Here is a 13,946-nt window from a genome sequence, read left to right on the forward strand (position 1 = left end):
GCCCCCAACTCGCCCGCACCGGAAGGAACTCGACGAGGTGACACCCCGAGCAGAGCCCGACCATCCGGCCGACACCCCGGCAGCCGCGGCCGCTCGCCTCACCGGACACGCGGCGACCGCGCAGCACCCGCTGTCCGGCGCGCTCACCGAAGTCACCCTCGACGGCGGGCAGTCGGTCGTCGTCAAACGCGCCGACGCGCCGGGCGCGGTGCGGGCCGAGGCCGCCGGGCTGCGCTGGCTGGCCGCCTCCGGCACGGCGCCGGTCCCGGCCGTGCGCGGGCACGACAGGCGCTGGCTGGTGACCGACCGCGTCCCGCAGGGCACGCCCACCGCCCGGGCAGCCGTCCGGTTCGGCCGCGATCTGGCCGCCCTGCACGCCTCCGGCGCCCCCGCGTTCGGCGCGCCGCCGCCCGACGGCACCGAGGACGCGTACATCGGACTCGCCCCCATGCGGAACGTCCCCGGCGACGACTGGCCGCACTGGTACGCCGAGCACCGGGTGCTCCCCTACCTGCGGCGCGCCGTGGACGAGGCGACGGTGCGCCCCGCCGAGGCGGACGTCATCGAGCGGGTCTGCGCACGGCTGCCCGAACTCGCCGGGCCCGCCGAGCCGGCTGCCCGGCTGCACGGCGACCTGTGGAACGGCAACGTCCTGTGGGGCGCCGACGGGCGGGCGTGGCTGATCGACCCTGCCGCGCACGGCGGCCACCGGGAGACCGACCTGGCCATGCTCCACCTGTTCGGCTGCCCGCACCTCGACGACGTGCTGGACGGCTATCAGCGGACGGCCCCGCTCGCCGACGGCTGGCGCGAACGCGTCGGCGTGCACCAGCTCTTCCCGCTGCTGGTGCACGCCGTGCTGTTCGGCCGGGGCTACGCCGAGCAGGCCGTCGCGGCGGCACGGGCCGCGCTCACGGACTGACCTGCCCGCACATCCGCCTAGACGGGCACCCGCTGCGCCCGCTTGCCCACGCCGTCCGCCACCTCGACCCCCAGCCCGCCGGGCACGGCCTTGCGGGGCTCCTCGTCGATCGGCACCACGGCCCGCACCGCGCCGAACGCCGCCGCCGTGGCCCTGCGTGCGATCTCCTGGGTGGTGCCGTCCGCCTCGGTCCACTGACAGGTCAGTTCGCGGTAGTCGTCGACGGCCGCCTCCACCGCCTTGGTCATGCGCCGGTGCAGGGCGATCTCACGGTCGGCGGCGGGACGGGCGTAGAGCGCGCGTATCGCGGCACGGAGTTCGGCGGCCTCGTCGGGACGTATGGCGTGCTGCTCGCTGCGGTCGACGAGGTGCAGAAGCTGGTGGAGAGCGTAGTGCTCGTTCATGGGTCGCCTCCTGTTGTGGGGCCGCCGAGACAAGTGCCCGCCGCCGGGAAGCGCGACGAGCATGATCCACGCATACCCCCGGATCGCGTCGTCGCACCCCGATCGGGGAGAACTTCTGTTCGCGCGAGCCCTCAGGCCGGTTCCGCACCTCTTTCCTCCGGTCCGGACGCCGTGCAGGCCGCAGTCGTACGGAACCGGGCCCGGTACGCGGTCGGCGCGACCCCCAAGTGCTGTTGGAACACCCGGCGCAGCGACTCCGACGAGCCGAACCCGGAGCGTCGGGCGACCTCTTCGACGGTGTCGGGCGCCGCCTCCAGCAGGGCCCGGGCGGCCTCGAGACGTACCGCTTCGACGTACTGTCCGGGCGTCATGCCCGTCTCGGCGCGGAAGAGGCGGCCCAGGTGCCTGGCGCTCACTCCCGACTGCCGGGCCAGCGAGTCGAGACTGTGGTCGTCCGTCGGGTCGGCGGTGACGGTGTCCATGATGCGGCGCACGACCGTCCCCTCGGAGGGCTCCGGCGCGAGGCGCTTGCTGAACTGCGACTGGCCGCCGGGCCGGGCCATGAAGACGACGAGCTGGCGGGCGACGTCGCGCGCGAGGTGCGGGCCGTGGTCGTCCTCGACCAGGGCGAGGGCCAGGTCGATGCCCGCCGTCACCCCCGCCGAGGTCACGACGGGCCCGTCCCGCACGAACAGCGGGTCCGCCGCGACCCGCACCCGCGGGTAGGCGGCAGCCAGCTCCCGGGCCAACTCCCAGTGCGTGGCGGCGCGGCGGCCGTCCAGGAGCCCGGCCTCGGCCAGGACGAACGCCCCCGCGCACACGGAGGTGACCCGTGGGGTGCGGGCCGCGAGGGCGGCGGTCAGGTGGACGAGGTCGGTGTCGGCGACCGCCCGTCGCCAGTCGCGGCGGCCGGGGACGACCAAGGTGTCGACGCGGCGCGGCAGTTCGGCCGGGGTGCCGTCGACGCCGACGCGCACCCCCGAAGACGTACGCACGTCACGTCCCGTCGGGGAGACGACGTGCAGGTCGTAGCGGGCGCCGTAGGAGTTGGCCGTGGTGAGGACCTCGGCCGGGCCGCTCACGTCGAGGAGCTGCACGCCGTCGAAGGCGATGAGGGCGACGACATGACGTCCCCGCTTTCCGGTCTTTCCGGCCCTGCTGGTGTTCCCGGTCCTCCCGCCGCGGGCTACTCCGCCCACGGCGAGTCCAGGATGGTGCGGACGAAGTCGCCCCGCTCGAAGCCGGGGACGTAGGCCTCCAGGACGTCCGCCTTGACGTTGCCGAAGGTCGTCTCCGGCTTGGGGCGGATCCCCTCGGTGAACGCGTCGAGGATCCGCCGTTTGAAGTCCGGGCGGGGGTGCAGGGCCACGATCGCGGCCCGGTCGGCGTCGGTGATGTCGTCGTACCCGATGCCGAGCACGTCGTACTCCACCCCGGCCGTCACGAGGGCGACCTCCGGTTCCATGAACTCGGGGATGCCGGGCGTGGTGTGCAGGGCGATGGCCGTCCACACCCGGCGGACGCTGTCCTCGGGCAGTCCGTGCCCCCGCAGGAACCGCTTCGCCTCCTCGGCGCCGTCCACCTCGAACCGCCGACCACTGCGGCGCGCGTCCTCGCCGAGGCCCACGTCGTGGAACATCGCGCCGACGTACAGCAGTTCAGGGTCGAAGCTCAGGCCGCGGTTGCGGCCCTGCAGGGCGCCGAAGAGGTACACCCGGCGCGAGTGGTGGTAGATCAGTTCGCCGGTGGTGTCACGGATCAGCTCGGTGGCCTCCCGAGCCACCTTCGTGTCGGGCACCACCACGTCCACACCCATCCCCTCAGCACTCGCCCTCACGTCCACATCCACGTCTCCGCCCACCTCTCCGTAAGCCCCGCTGCGTCTCTCCACACCTCAAGGATCACGTCGGGCGGAGGGCCGCGCCATGGCGGTCCGGCCAGGTATCCCACAGATCACGACATGGGCCCGGCCGCCTCGACGCCGTCTCCCCACGCATATCCCGTGGCCCGGACCGGGGCCGCCGACCTAGGCTCGACGCCATGAGCAAGCCCCTCATCGCCCTCCTCAGCGGAGCCGGCATCTCCACGGACTCCGGCATCCCCGACTACCGCGGGCCCAACGGCCTCTGGCGGCGCGACCCCGAGGCCGAGAAGCTCGTGACGTACGAGTACTACATGGGCGACCCGGAGATCAGGCGCCGTTCGTGGCAGATGCGGCGCGCCAACCGGACGCTCCAGGCGGAGCCCAACGCGGCGCACCACGCGGTGACCGCGCTCGAGCGCTCCGGGGTGCCGGTGCGCGTCATCACGCAGAACGTGGACGGCCTGCACCAGCGCGCCGGGATGCCCGACCGCAAGGTCCTGGAGCTGCACGGCACCGCCCGTACGGTGATGTGCACCGAATGCGGGGCGCGGGGCCCGATGACGGACGCGCTGGCCCGCGTCGAGGCGGGCGAGAGCGACCCGGCGTGCCTGGAGTGCGGCGGCATCCTGAAATCCGCGACGGTGATGTTCGGCGAGCGTCTCGACCCGGCGGTCCTCGGCGAGGCCGTGGCCATCGCCGAGGCATGCGACGTGTTCATCGCGGTCGGCACCACGCTCCAGGTGCAGCCCGCCGCGGCCCTCGCGGGCCGCGCCGCCGAGCACGGCGCCCGCCTGATCATCGTCAACGCCGAGCCGACTCCGTACGACGACCGGGCCGACGAGGTCGTACGCGAACCGATCGGGACGGCGCTTCCGGCGCTCCTGGAACGGATCGTCATCCCTCGATCGTCTTGACCACCCGGGCGGGGACTCCCGCGACCAGGGTGCGGGCGGGAACATCACGGGTGACCACCGCGCCGGCGGCGACGACGGAACCAGCGCCGATGGTCACTCCCTGCATGACCATGGCAGACGCCCCGATCCAGACGTCGTCCTCGATGACGATCGGGGCGAAGGCGAGGTACTCGCGGCGCTCGGCGAGAGGCAGTGGGTGTCCTCCGGTGATGAGGCTGACCTTCGGGGCGATCATGACACCGTTGCCGATGCGGATCCCGCCCTTGTCCATGAACGTGCATCCCTGGTTGACGAAGACGTTCTCCCCGAACGTCGTGTTCAACCCGTTCTCGGTGAAGAACGGCGGGTAGATCGTCACCGACTCCGGCAGCGGCCCACCGAACACAACCGAAAGTAGTTCCGCCCGTCCTTCGCTGTCGCTGAACGGCAGCACGTTGAGGCGAGAGGTCGCATCCGTCACTTCCGCGATTCGCTCCGCATGACGGGCGAACTCGGTTGTCTGGACGTAGAGGGTCTGGTCTGTGCGAGTAGCCATGCGCCGATCCCAGCACCCCGGAGAAGGCTCGATCAAACACCTCACGAGCAACCGGACACAACCACTGGTTGTGTCGGTATCCCCCGGGGCTCCCGGTTCATCGACTGATGACGAACCGCAACTCCGGCCGCTCCCAGGCGACCTTGGGCGGCGACGGAGCAACCGTGCCCACCCTCTCGGCACCCAGGCGTCGGTAGAACTTCTCGGCCGGGGGATGAGAGACCACTCGCACCTCACTCAGTCCGGCGTTCCCCGCCTGCTCGGTCATGTGGGCCACCAAGAGGCGACCGACCCCCATCCCCTGGGCCTCGTCCGCCACGAAGATCAGGTCCAGCTCCGCGGGGTCGAGGACCAGGGCGTAGAACCCGAGCACGCGCGCGCCCTCGTCGACTGCCACGAAGACCTGGTGCCGGGCGATGTAGTCGGGGGTGACGCGGTAGCCGGAGATGATCGAGGCGTACTGCCCCTGGTAGGCGTCTGCCCCCTGGACCAGCGCCGTGAGGCGCTCCGCGTCCTGTTCAACGGCACGTCTGATCATCGTCGATTGCATGCAGGAAGTATAGGGGCGAACCTGCGATTCAGGTATTACCGATCCGTTGCGCCCCGCCCCAGAGACCATGGCCGGACCCACGACGTTCGCACCTCAACACCAGTCCCAGAGGCCGGGATTGCGCACAGGTGTGGCATGGTAGATCAACTAACGATCCGGATGTCTGAGCGTCCGCGTAGGGGGATCTTGATGCGTGTTCGTACCGTCGCGGCCTCTGCCGCACTCGTCCTGTGCGCCACGGCCGGTGCGGCGGCCTGTTCGTCCTCGTCGGATGCTTCGGACTCCCGTCGGCCCGCCGGTCCCTCCACCTCCGAGAAGCGCGCCTCCGCCGAGGGCATGGAGGGCCGCATCGAGACGGGCAAACGCCAGGCGGCCGGGCCGAAGATGGAGGGGCGGGACTCCACGGAGTGCGCGACCTCCGCCGCCGAGATCCCGGCGAAGTGCGCTCTCGACGTCTCGTTCTCCGAGAGTACCGATGGCGAGCCGGCCGCCGGGGCGCCCGTCACGCGGTAAGTCCGGCACGGCCCGTCATGCCGCCGAGGCCCTGGTCGCCCCGGCGTGCGCGTGCGCCTTCCCGCACACCAGAATCCCCTTCCCCCGCTTACAAAGATCCATTAACCTCACATCTCGTTCACAATTGAAGCAGTGGCCTCGGATCAGAGGTCAGGGGGCGGGGGTAGTGGATCATGCGTGCGAACTGGCGTCTGAAGTTGAGTGTTCTTGCTGGTGCGTCGGCACTCGCGGTCTCGGTCGTCACGGTGACGCCGGCGCTGGCTGACGACGCTCCGGGGGGCCTCCAGGAAGTGCAGATGCCCGCGGATGTGGAGATCCTCGAGGGGGTCGCCCCGGCGCCCGAGACCGCGGTTCCGTTCACGGGAGCGGGGCCGAAGGCCGCCGCGGCGTCCCACGCGTGCCTCGGGTCGACTTCCGTCTACGGCGCCAGGGGCTGCTTCCAGCACAGCGGCGACATCGTCTGGGCCCGCGACACGGAGAAGGACGGCATGTCCGCGGCCATCGGCGTGTACACCGACTACGGTCGGCCCGCCGCGGTCTGCATCAACAGGCTCGGCGCGGACACGTGGGCGACGTGCAACAAGGACTACCGCGAGGACGGGAAAGTGCGCCTGCGGGTCATGCGCTACGACGGCGGCAACGGCAAGTTCTACCAGCCCGAGACCTGGTCCGGCTGGATCCCGGTCGACGGGCAGTACTGAATCACCGCGGTCGGGGTGATTCGGGCGGCCCGAATCACGGCCGGGGCATTGTCACGGCCTGGCTACGGGATCGACTCGGGAGTCGTTCGCGCGGGGGCCGTGCGCGAGGGTGTTCGGGACGGGGTATGCACCGGACAGGGGCCAAGTCCCCTGCCGGTCATGGGAGTTCGAGGAGTCGACCATGTCCATCACGTTCCGCAAGTCGTTCCGGGTCCTCCCGGGGGTCCGAGTGAACATCAACGGCCGCAAGTGGTCGATCACGCTCGGGGGGAGGCGCGGGCACCACACCATCAACTCCGACGGACGGCGCTCGTCCTCGCTGAACCTCCCGGGGTCGATCCGGGTCCACCGCGACCACCACCGCCACTGAGCGCGGACACCACCGCCCAGAGGCAGGCGCCGCCGACGGGGAGGGCGGGCCGCTTCAGCAGCGACCACCACAGCCCGGCCGTACCGACACGACCACGTCGGTACCGCCGGGCGCCCACACCCGCACCTGACGCGCCCGCCCGGGCGGCACGCTCCGCGCACTGGCCCACGCCTCACGGCCCGACACCGTGATCCGCCAGCCGGTGGCGCTCGGCGGCAGGGACAGCACACTGGTGCCCGGCCGCCTCGCCGCCCGGTAGGAGAGGCGGTACGTGCCGCGTTCCGCGTCGTGGCCCTCGGCCCGCACGGTGCCCGCGACCGCGGGGGCGTACGGCGTGGCGGTGCGCTCCTTGTTCGTACGGAAGCGTCCGTCGCGGTCGAGCGCGCAGTAGCCGCCGCCGTAGCACCAGACGTAGGCCGCCCACCCCGACGAGTAGCGGGCGAAGGAGGCGAGCGCGTCGTCGTGGAAGCGGCGCATGTTCGGCAGGCCGCTGTTCATCGGGCCCCACTCCCCCACGACGACCGGGATCGACTGCTCGCGCGGGTAGGCGGTGACGGCGTTCTCGTACGCCGTGATCCAGCCCGCTGCGGGGTCGTAGTCGGCGCCCGCTTCCATGGCGGCGTTGTAGAAGTGCGGGGCGTACACGACCCGTTGGTCATGGACGCGGCCGAGTCCGGTGGGCACTCCTTCGCCGACGATCGGGGTCGGCTCGACGAACAGCCAGTTCGACCGGTCGCGGGTGCGGATCGCGTCGGCGAGGCGGTTGTACATCGGGGTGAGGTGCGTGGCCTCGATGCGGCGGGCCGCGGTCGCCAGGTCCTCGCCCGCGCGCAGCTCCCCCATCGGCTCGTTGATCAAGTCGTAGCCGAGGACGGCGGGGTGCGTGCCGAAGCGCTCGGCCAGCAGGCGCCACATGCGTTCCTGGGCGCGCCGCAGGTCCGCGTCCTCGTAGAGGTGGGTGAAGGCGCGCTGGACGGCGGGCTCGAAGTACTCGGCGAACCAGTCGTCGGGGTGGGGCGTGAAGGGCAGTCCGTCGGTGCGGGTCGCCCACTCCGGGATGCCGCGGTGTCCGAACGCGGGCCCGAACACGTCCTGGTGGGCGTCGATGACGACATGGATCCCGTACTGGTGCGCCCAGTCCAGGATCCGTCGGATCTTGCGCAGGTACGACGCGCTGTACTGGCCGCGCCGCGGCTCCAGGTCGTCCCAGAAGACCAGCAGGCGGGCGAAGTTGAAGCCGTTCGCGCGCAGGTCGGCGAAGTGCCGTTCGGTGATGGCGCTGAGCGCGTCCTCGCCGGTGTGCTGCTTGTCCTCGACGTTCCAGCCGCGGAGGGTGAGGGTGCGGCCGCGGTCGTCGGTGAGGCGGGGGATGCCGTCGGTGGACGGGGCAGGGGCAACTCCCGTACCACCCAGGGCGGATGAACCACTGCTCGAGGCGGCCGGTGCCATGCCCGCGCCCAGCAGCGCGCTGACGACCAACACGACCAGGGCCACCAGGCCCAGGCGGTGCGTGCGGCGCCCGCCCAGGACGCGCGGGCTCTCTTCTCCCAGGACGCACGAGCGTTCACCCATGGCGCATGAGCCTACGTCGCACACCTGCGTATCGGACCGCTCCGATCCAGCCGGTCCTGGCGCTGCCTTTCGCCAGGAGCCGGGGGCCCGGGCGCGCCACGGAGCCTCCGCCGAAAACCCGTTGGCGGGCCACGGCGGCCACTGCTACGTTTCCCCGGGCCGTGCGAGAGAACGAGGAGGTGGTACCCGTGAACGCTGTATCGACATGGGTGCTCCCCTCCGGGGTCACGGTCGGGCGGTAGGTCGTCCGGGAGCGCCGTTCATGCGCACTCCCGAAAGGCACGACCATGCACTTCACTTCCGAGCAGCGCCTCGACGACGGCGTTCTCGAGCGCGAATTCACCCTCGGTGAGGTCCCCGGCATTCTGTGGACACCCGGATCCGCATCCGCACCGGCTCCGGCTCCGCTGATTCTGCTCAGCCCTCCTCCGCTCGGGCTGCGCAAGGTGTACCCCCGGCTGGTGGCCCGGGCCCGGCACTCCGCGGCCGACGGCTTCGCCACGGCCACCATCGAGCTCCCCGGAAGCGGCGACCGTCCCCGCCTGCCCGCCGCCGAGCGGGCCCTCGCCGATCTGCGCCGGGCGTTGGAGGCCGGTGAGCCGGTCAGCGACGAGATCGTCGACGCCCTCATCCTCCCCCTGGTCGACAAGGCGGTCCCGGAATGGCAGGCCGCCCTGGACGCCCTCCTGTCGCTGCCCGGGATCGGCGGCCCGGTCGGGTACTCGGGAGGAGTCATCTCCATCGGGACCCGGCTCGCGGTGGTCGAGCCGCGCATCGCGGCCGCCGTTCTGTTCGCCGGGAGTTTCGTCCCTCGCGTCATGTTCGAGGAGGCCCGCCAGGTCACCATTCCGCTGCATGTCCTGCTGCAGTGGGACGACGAAGGGAACGACCGGCAGGCGGCCCTGGACCTGTTCGACGCCTTCGGCTCCAAGGAGAAGACCCTGCACGCCAACATGGGCGGGCACACCGGTGTCCCGCAGTTCGCGGGGGACGCCGCGGCGCTGTTCTTCACCCGGCATCTGAAGTGAGGCCGGGCCGTCGGACCCGGCGGCAGGCGATAGCCGGTAGGGGCAGTCGGTAGCCGATGTCGGCTGGCGCACCGCTCATCGAGGACAGGCCCCGGCCCACCTCGGTGAGCGGCACGCGGCCCTTCTCGATGAGCGGCACGCGGCCTTCCTCGATGGCGGCGCACGGCAACCGCCCGACCGCCCCGACCTCGCGTCAGCGCCCGTGCCCGAGGAGCGCCGGGACGACCTCGTCCCACACCGCGCGCGGGAACACCTCGTGGCCGGTCTGCTCCATGGCGAGGAACTTGGCGCCGGGGATCTCGGCGGCGAGCGCGCGCCCGTGCTCCAGCGGGAACAACGGGTCCTCGGTGCCGTGCAGGACGAGCGTCGGCGCCGTGATCGCGCCCAGGCGGTCCCGCCACGGCGCTCCGGCGTCGATCATGAAGGGGTTGGTGACCTGCGCCGCGATGTCGCGCGCGTGGTCGACGAGCCGTTCCGCCTGGGCGCGTACGGCGTCGGTGTCGAAGGGCCGCGAGTGGGCTGCGAAGGGGCGTTCGCCCTCGACGAGGTACTCGATGACGGCGGCCCGGTCGTCCCAGTCGGGCGCGGGCGCCTCCTCGGCGAAGACCGCCAGCAGCGCCTCGGACATGGGCGGCAGGTCGGACTGGTCGTGCCCCGGCCCCCCGGGAGTCGAGGAGGCGAGGGCGAGGGCGGCGACCCGGCCCGGGTGGTCGAGGGCGAGCAACTGCGCGACGGCGGCGCCCTGGGACATGCCCACGATCTCGGCCGACGGCAGGCCCAGGCCGTCGAGCAGCCCGGCGGCGTCGGTGACCAGGGCCCGCAGGTCGTACGGCGGTTCACCCGCGGGGTATCCGGTGGAGCGGCCCGCGTCGCGGCTGTCGTAGCGGATCACGTATCTTCCGCCGGCGACGAGGCGAAGGACGAACTCCTCGTCCCAGGCCTGCATCGAGTGGCCCGCGCCATGGATGAGCAGGAGCGGCGTGTCGGCGGGGTCGCCGAAGGTCTCCGCGCACAGGTCTACGCCGTTGGTCCGGATGAAGTGTTCGGTGCCTCGCATGGGGTGCCGCCTTCCCGTCACTTTCGTTACGTGTAACGGAGACACTAGCCGACACATCCGTTACATGTCACGAACTTCGTTAGACTGGCCCCATGCCATCGAGTCACAGGCCCGAACCCGCCGCCCTCACCGCCTGGCACGCCTACCGGGCGCTGCCCCTGCTCATCGACGCGGAGGTGGCCCGCGACCTGGAGCAGGACACGGGCCTGTCCATGGCCGACTACGACGTCCTGGCCGCCGTGACGGCGCTGGACTCCGCCGACACCTGCATCCGCGTCAGCAGTCTCGCCGCGCACTTGCACTGGGCGCACAGCCGTCTCTCACGGCACCTCGGCCGCATGGAGCGCCGCGGCCTCGTCGCCCGCGAGCCGTGCGAGCGCGACGGCCGCGGCGACGACGTCCTGCTGACCTCCGCCGGACGCACGGCACTGGACGAGGCGACCCCTGCCTACCTGGCGTCCGTCCAACGGCACTTCGCCGCACTGCTGTCCCGGGAACAGCTCGCCGCGCTCACCGGCATCGAGGCCACGATCACCGCGCGCCGCTGAGTCCGAAGGCGTGGCTGTATCCCGGCCGCCGCCCTTGCCGGGCCACGGCGGGTCGCCCCACGGCGCGAACGCGCCCTCCTCCGGTGCGAGTTGAGGATCCGGCGTCGGCTTCAGCCGCGCATCATCGACATCAGCAGCCCGTGCGTATCGGCGTCCGCCGCCACCACGAGTCCACGGCCCCCCTGTCCGATCGGGGCGCCGTCGACCCCGGTGACCACGCAGCCCGCGGCCCGGCACAGTGCGATGCCCGCGGCGAAGTGCACGCTCCCCGACAGATCCCCGCCGTCGGTGACGTACGCGGCCCGTTTGCCGGCCGCGACCCAGGCCAACGCCAGCGTCGTGGACACCACCCGCGGCCGGAACCGCCCGCCGAAGTCGGGGTGCGCCAGCAGGTCGACGGCCCGGAACCCGGGCGCGCTCGGGAACGGCGGATCCAGGTTGACGTCCACCAGTTGCGTGGCGGGCGTCGGCACCAGCGGGGTGTCGACGCCGTCCTGTCGCACCCAGGCGGACGTGCCGTCGGTGCAGAACACCTCGGCGCTGAACGGATCGGCGACCGCCGCCGCCCCGTCGCGCAGGGCCACGTTCACGGCCACCAGCATGTTGCCGACGGCGTAGTTCAACGTGCCGCACAAGGGGTCCACCAGCCACCGCCGTTCGACGTCGTCGCCGCCGTGCTGCCCGCCCTCCTCACCGAGCACCGCGTCACCGGGCCGCGCGGCACGGAGGACGTCGAGGATCGCCTTCTCCGCGGCCACGTCGGCGGCGGTGGCGAAGTCCCCGGCGCCCTTGTCGATCCGGGAGAGCCGCCGACCGTACAGGGTGCGCACCACGTCCGCACCGGCGCTCGCCCCGGCTATCGCGACCTCGACATCCGCGGAATCCGCATATGAGTTGATCATGACACGCAGACTACCGGCGCGCCCGGCCCGTCCCCCTGGAACTAGGCTGTCGGGCTCTCGTCCGGATGCAGGGCGTCGAGGATGAGGGTGAGGCCGAAGGTGAACTCGTCGGCGTAGTCGTATCCGGGCTTGAGGGCGTGCTCCGTGGCGAGTTCGGTGAGGTGGGGGTAGGCGTCCGCGGGCATGTCGCTCAGGATGGCGCCCGCGACCTCGCCCAGTTCCTCCGAGCCGCTGAAGGGCAGGCTCAGCTCCTGGATCACGAAGCCGTACAGGTAGCTGTCGATCAGTGAGAAGGCGTGCGCCGTCATCGCGACGGAGAACCCTCCCGCGCGCAACGCGCCGATGACGGCGTCATGATGGCGCAGGGTCGCCGGTCCCGGCCGGGAGCGGGAGTCCATCAGGGCGACGGCCCACGGGTGGCGCCGGAGCACGGTGCGGGCGGAGTCCGCGCGGTGGCGCATGGCGCTCTTCCAGTCCGTGCCGCGCGGAGGCAGGTCGATCTCGCCGAACACCGCGTCCACCATGCCGTCGAGGACGTCCTCCCTGCCCGCCACATGGTGGTAGAGCGACATCGCCTCGACGCCCAGCGGTTCGGCGATGGCCCGCATGGTGAGCGCGGCCGAGCCCTTCTCGTCCGCGATGGCCACCGCCGCACGGATCACCCGCTCACGGCTGAGAGGGGTGCGCGCCGGAGCCCTGCGCTGCCCCTTGCCTCCCTGCCGACCCTTGCCTCCCTCAGACATGCGTGCCTCCTGAATCGCTCCCCTTGACCGCCTTACGGCATAAGGCTAGCTTGCCTTACAACATAAGGTACGCATTCCGGCGAAGGGTCTCGCCATGGGTACGGATCGTGTGAACAAGGTCTGCGTCATCGGGGCTTCGGGGAAGCTCGGCCAGTACATGGTCCGGCACGCGCTGGAGCGCGGATACGAGGTGGTCGGCGTGTGCCGCGAACGCAGCGTGCCGAAGCTGGCCGCGTTCGAGGGCCGGATGACCGTCGTCCCCGGACCCACGAACGACCCGGAGGTGATCCGGCGGGCGGTCGCCGGGTGCGACGGGGTCCTGACGGTCCTGGTGCCCTGGGGGGTGCGGCAGTACGCGTCGGGGACGGCCCAGGCGGTCCTCGACCACGCACGACCGGGTGCGCGCCTGGTCTTCTCCTGCGGCTGGCACATCACGCGCGACGGCAAGGACCACTACTCACGGACGTTCACCCTGGGCGTCCGGGCCGCCGCCCTCCTGGGCAAGCTCGTCCGCGCCGTCGAGATCGACGACCAAGTCGAGGCGTGCCGCCGCGTGTTCGCCAGCGACACACGGTGGACCGTGGTGCGCGGCAGCACCCTCAAGGAGGGCGAGAGCCAGGGCCTGCCCGTCTGGAGCCGACACGTCGGCGACCCGATCCTGGCCAGCAACCTGACGCACCGGGTGGACTTCGCCCTGTTCATGGTCGAGGCGCTCACCGACGACACACTCGTCCAGGAGGCCCCGGCGATCGTCGGTCGTCTCACACCCAGCGCCCTCGCCCACACCGGGGACACGCGCGAGCGCGCCTAGCCGGGGCGCTGCCCGGTCGGCCCCTCGCGCGATGCCGTGCCCCGCGTGAGACTGGGCATGTCCCCGTGGGCCGCGGGAGGGGTGCGTCGTGGATGTCGCAGGGGCCTCGATCACAGCGGGTGTCGCGCTCGTCGGTGTGCTGCTGGGCGGTTGGCTGTCCATCCGCAATCAGGAGCGGTTGTGGCAGCGGGACCATGCGCGCCAGTGGAGAGACATACGGCTGTCCAACTACAGGGACTTCGTTGCCGCCTACCGCCAGTACGTGGCGTTCGCGCTTGAGCCGACGGCCAACATCTCCGCTGTCCCGCATCCGGAGCGGGAGGGCGACTCAACGCCCTTCTTCGACCATGTGGGGCGGCCGTACAAGGAACGGCTCGACGGAGCCGCAACGGCATAGGTACAGAAGACGCTTGATCGCTCTTCGGCGAGAGATGAGTGGAGCGGCGCCGCGGGGCCCGGGGGCGCCCACACAATAAAGCGGCAGCGGGTGTTAGAAAACAGAGAGTGAGTGT

Annotated in this window: 18 protein-coding genes; 9 read left to right on the top strand and 9 right to left on the bottom strand. The window is 71.6% G+C overall.

Translation table 11 applies throughout. The features are described from left to right. Nucleotides 1-37: 37 nt before the first annotated feature. Nucleotides 38-922 (top strand): fructosamine kinase family protein, encoded by an 885-nt coding sequence (locus tag ACFVHO_RS01265; protein ID WP_385708391.1) that lies wholly within the window; start codon nucleotides 38-40, stop codon nucleotides 920-922. 17 nt (nucleotides 923-939) lie between these two features. Here ACFVHO_RS01265 and ACFVHO_RS01270 read toward each other — a convergent pair whose 3' ends face one another. From ACFVHO_RS01270 to ACFVHO_RS01280, 3 genes are all read right to left on the bottom strand, one after another. Beyond that, the gene (locus tag ACFVHO_RS01270) at nucleotides 940-1,326 is read right to left on the bottom strand and encodes a hypothetical protein (protein WP_385708394.1); all 387 of its coding nucleotides are present in this window, start codon (nucleotides 1,324-1,326) and stop codon (nucleotides 940-942) included. Between the two features lie 131 nt (nucleotides 1,327-1,457). Further along, complete coding sequence (locus ACFVHO_RS01275) at nucleotides 1,458-2,438, bottom strand: GlxA family transcriptional regulator (RefSeq protein WP_385708626.1); 981 nt, start codon at nucleotides 2,436-2,438, stop codon at nucleotides 1,458-1,460. Nucleotides 2,439-2,512: 74 nt separating this feature from the next. Then, a complete protein-coding gene (locus ACFVHO_RS01280; protein WP_385708628.1) occupies nucleotides 2,513-3,142 on the bottom strand; it encodes an HD domain-containing protein in 630 nt (209 codons plus the stop codon). A gap of 224 nt (nucleotides 3,143-3,366) precedes the next feature. Here ACFVHO_RS01280 and ACFVHO_RS01285 point away from each other — a divergent pair, with 224 nt between their 5' ends. After that, nucleotides 3,367-4,104, top strand: coding sequence for an NAD-dependent deacetylase (locus tag ACFVHO_RS01285; protein ID WP_385708397.1), 738 nt, complete (start codon nucleotides 3,367-3,369; stop codon nucleotides 4,102-4,104). Here ACFVHO_RS01285 and ACFVHO_RS01290 read toward each other — a convergent pair. Both ACFVHO_RS01290 and ACFVHO_RS01295 read right to left on the bottom strand, forming a co-directional pair. Then, nucleotides 4,085-4,639, bottom strand: a complete 555-nt coding sequence (locus ACFVHO_RS01290) for a sugar O-acetyltransferase (protein WP_385708400.1) — start codon at nucleotides 4,637-4,639, stop codon at nucleotides 4,085-4,087. The two genes, ACFVHO_RS01285 and ACFVHO_RS01290, sit on opposite strands and share 20 nt — an antisense overlap. A gap of 97 nt (nucleotides 4,640-4,736) precedes the next feature. After that, nucleotides 4,737-5,189, bottom strand: coding sequence for a GNAT family N-acetyltransferase (locus ACFVHO_RS01295; RefSeq protein WP_385708403.1), 453 nt, complete (start codon nucleotides 5,187-5,189; stop codon nucleotides 4,737-4,739). A gap of 189 nt (nucleotides 5,190-5,378) precedes the next feature. On the opposite strand from ACFVHO_RS01295, the gene ACFVHO_RS01300 reads away from it, so the two are divergent. From ACFVHO_RS01300 to ACFVHO_RS01310, 3 genes are all read left to right on the top strand, one after another. Beyond that, nucleotides 5,379-5,702 (top strand): hypothetical protein, encoded by a 324-nt coding sequence (locus ACFVHO_RS01300; protein WP_385708406.1) that lies wholly within the window; start codon nucleotides 5,379-5,381, stop codon nucleotides 5,700-5,702. Nucleotides 5,703-5,875: 173 nt separating this feature from the next. Further along, nucleotides 5,876-6,403, top strand: a complete 528-nt coding sequence (locus ACFVHO_RS01305; protein WP_385708408.1) for a hypothetical protein — start codon at nucleotides 5,876-5,878, stop codon at nucleotides 6,401-6,403. Nucleotides 6,404-6,584: 181 nt separating this feature from the next. Then, the gene (locus tag ACFVHO_RS01310) at nucleotides 6,585-6,773 is read left to right on the top strand and encodes a DUF4236 domain-containing protein (protein WP_385708411.1); all 189 of its coding nucleotides are present in this window, start codon (nucleotides 6,585-6,587) and stop codon (nucleotides 6,771-6,773) included. A 54-nt stretch (nucleotides 6,774-6,827) separates the two neighbouring features. Here the strand turns inward: ACFVHO_RS01310 and ACFVHO_RS01315 are convergent, their stop codons facing one another. Further along, nucleotides 6,828-8,222, bottom strand: a complete 1,395-nt coding sequence (locus ACFVHO_RS01315) for a glycoside hydrolase family 5 protein (protein ID WP_385708631.1) — start codon at nucleotides 8,220-8,222, stop codon at nucleotides 6,828-6,830. 410 nt (nucleotides 8,223-8,632) lie between these two features. On the opposite strand from ACFVHO_RS01315, the gene ACFVHO_RS01320 reads away from it, so the two are divergent. Then, a complete protein-coding gene (locus ACFVHO_RS01320) occupies nucleotides 8,633-9,373 on the top strand; it encodes an alpha/beta hydrolase (protein WP_385708414.1) in 741 nt (246 codons plus the stop codon). 193 nt (nucleotides 9,374-9,566) lie between these two features. On the opposite strand, the gene ACFVHO_RS01325 is transcribed toward ACFVHO_RS01320, so the two are convergent. Next, nucleotides 9,567-10,430, bottom strand: a complete 864-nt coding sequence (locus tag ACFVHO_RS01325) for an alpha/beta fold hydrolase (protein WP_385708417.1) — start codon at nucleotides 10,428-10,430, stop codon at nucleotides 9,567-9,569. 92 nt (nucleotides 10,431-10,522) lie between these two features. On the opposite strand from ACFVHO_RS01325, the gene ACFVHO_RS01330 reads away from it, so the two are divergent. Next, complete coding sequence (locus ACFVHO_RS01330) at nucleotides 10,523-10,978, top strand: MarR family winged helix-turn-helix transcriptional regulator (RefSeq protein ID WP_385708420.1); 456 nt, start codon at nucleotides 10,523-10,525, stop codon at nucleotides 10,976-10,978. Between the two features lie 110 nt (nucleotides 10,979-11,088). Here ACFVHO_RS01330 and ACFVHO_RS01335 read toward each other — a convergent pair whose 3' ends face one another. Next, nucleotides 11,089-11,880 (bottom strand): inositol monophosphatase family protein, encoded by a 792-nt coding sequence (locus tag ACFVHO_RS01335; protein WP_385708423.1) that lies wholly within the window; start codon nucleotides 11,878-11,880, stop codon nucleotides 11,089-11,091. 41 nt (nucleotides 11,881-11,921) lie between these two features. Continuing rightward, entirely contained in the window at nucleotides 11,922-12,623 is a 702-nt protein-coding gene (locus ACFVHO_RS01340; protein WP_385708426.1) for a TetR/AcrR family transcriptional regulator, read from the bottom strand. Nucleotides 12,624-12,717: 94 nt separating this feature from the next. Here ACFVHO_RS01340 and ACFVHO_RS01345 point away from each other — a divergent pair, with 94 nt between their 5' ends. Then, nucleotides 12,718-13,434, top strand: coding sequence for an NAD(P)-dependent oxidoreductase (locus ACFVHO_RS01345; RefSeq protein ID WP_385708429.1), 717 nt, complete (start codon nucleotides 12,718-12,720; stop codon nucleotides 13,432-13,434). Nucleotides 13,435-13,522: 88 nt separating this feature from the next. Beyond that, nucleotides 13,523-13,831, top strand: a complete 309-nt coding sequence (locus ACFVHO_RS01350) for a hypothetical protein (protein WP_385708431.1) — start codon at nucleotides 13,523-13,525, stop codon at nucleotides 13,829-13,831. Nucleotides 13,832-13,946 lie beyond the last annotated feature (115 nt).

The organism is Streptomyces sp. NPDC127108 (assembly GCF_042677545.1).
Taxonomy (GTDB): domain Bacteria; phylum Actinomycetota; class Actinomycetes; order Streptomycetales; family Streptomycetaceae; genus Streptomyces.

Coding starts and splice junctions, on each gene's coding strand:
- ACFVHO_RS01325 (WP_385708417.1), bottom strand. CDS start 10,430: ATGCGAGGCACCGAACACTTCATCCGGACCAACGGCGTAGACCTGTGC.
- ACFVHO_RS01295 (WP_385708403.1), bottom strand. CDS start 5,189: ATGCAATCGACGATGATCAGACGTGCCGTTGAACAGGACGCGGAGCGC.
- ACFVHO_RS01310 (WP_385708411.1), top strand. CDS start 6,585: ATGTCCATCACGTTCCGCAAGTCGTTCCGGGTCCTCCCGGGGGTCCGA.
- ACFVHO_RS01335 (WP_385708423.1), bottom strand. CDS start 11,880: ATGATCAACTCATATGCGGATTCCGCGGATGTCGAGGTCGCGATAGCC.
- ACFVHO_RS01285 (WP_385708397.1), top strand. CDS start 3,367: ATGAGCAAGCCCCTCATCGCCCTCCTCAGCGGAGCCGGCATCTCCACG.
- ACFVHO_RS01345 (WP_385708429.1), top strand. CDS start 12,718: ATGGGTACGGATCGTGTGAACAAGGTCTGCGTCATCGGGGCTTCGGGG.
- ACFVHO_RS01330 (WP_385708420.1), top strand. CDS start 10,523: ATGCCATCGAGTCACAGGCCCGAACCCGCCGCCCTCACCGCCTGGCAC.
- ACFVHO_RS01280 (WP_385708628.1), bottom strand. CDS start 3,142: ATGGGTGTGGACGTGGTGGTGCCCGACACGAAGGTGGCTCGGGAGGCC.
- ACFVHO_RS01290 (WP_385708400.1), bottom strand. CDS start 4,639: ATGGCTACTCGCACAGACCAGACCCTCTACGTCCAGACAACCGAGTTC.
- ACFVHO_RS01305 (WP_385708408.1), top strand. CDS start 5,876: ATGCGTGCGAACTGGCGTCTGAAGTTGAGTGTTCTTGCTGGTGCGTCG.
- ACFVHO_RS01270 (WP_385708394.1), bottom strand. CDS start 1,326: ATGAACGAGCACTACGCTCTCCACCAGCTTCTGCACCTCGTCGACCGC.
- ACFVHO_RS01340 (WP_385708426.1), bottom strand. CDS start 12,623: ATGTCTGAGGGAGGCAAGGGTCGGCAGGGAGGCAAGGGGCAGCGCAGG.
- ACFVHO_RS01315 (WP_385708631.1), bottom strand. CDS start 8,222: ATGGCACCGGCCGCCTCGAGCAGTGGTTCATCCGCCCTGGGTGGTACG.
- ACFVHO_RS01300 (WP_385708406.1), top strand. CDS start 5,379: ATGCGTGTTCGTACCGTCGCGGCCTCTGCCGCACTCGTCCTGTGCGCC.
- ACFVHO_RS01320 (WP_385708414.1), top strand. CDS start 8,633: ATGCACTTCACTTCCGAGCAGCGCCTCGACGACGGCGTTCTCGAGCGC.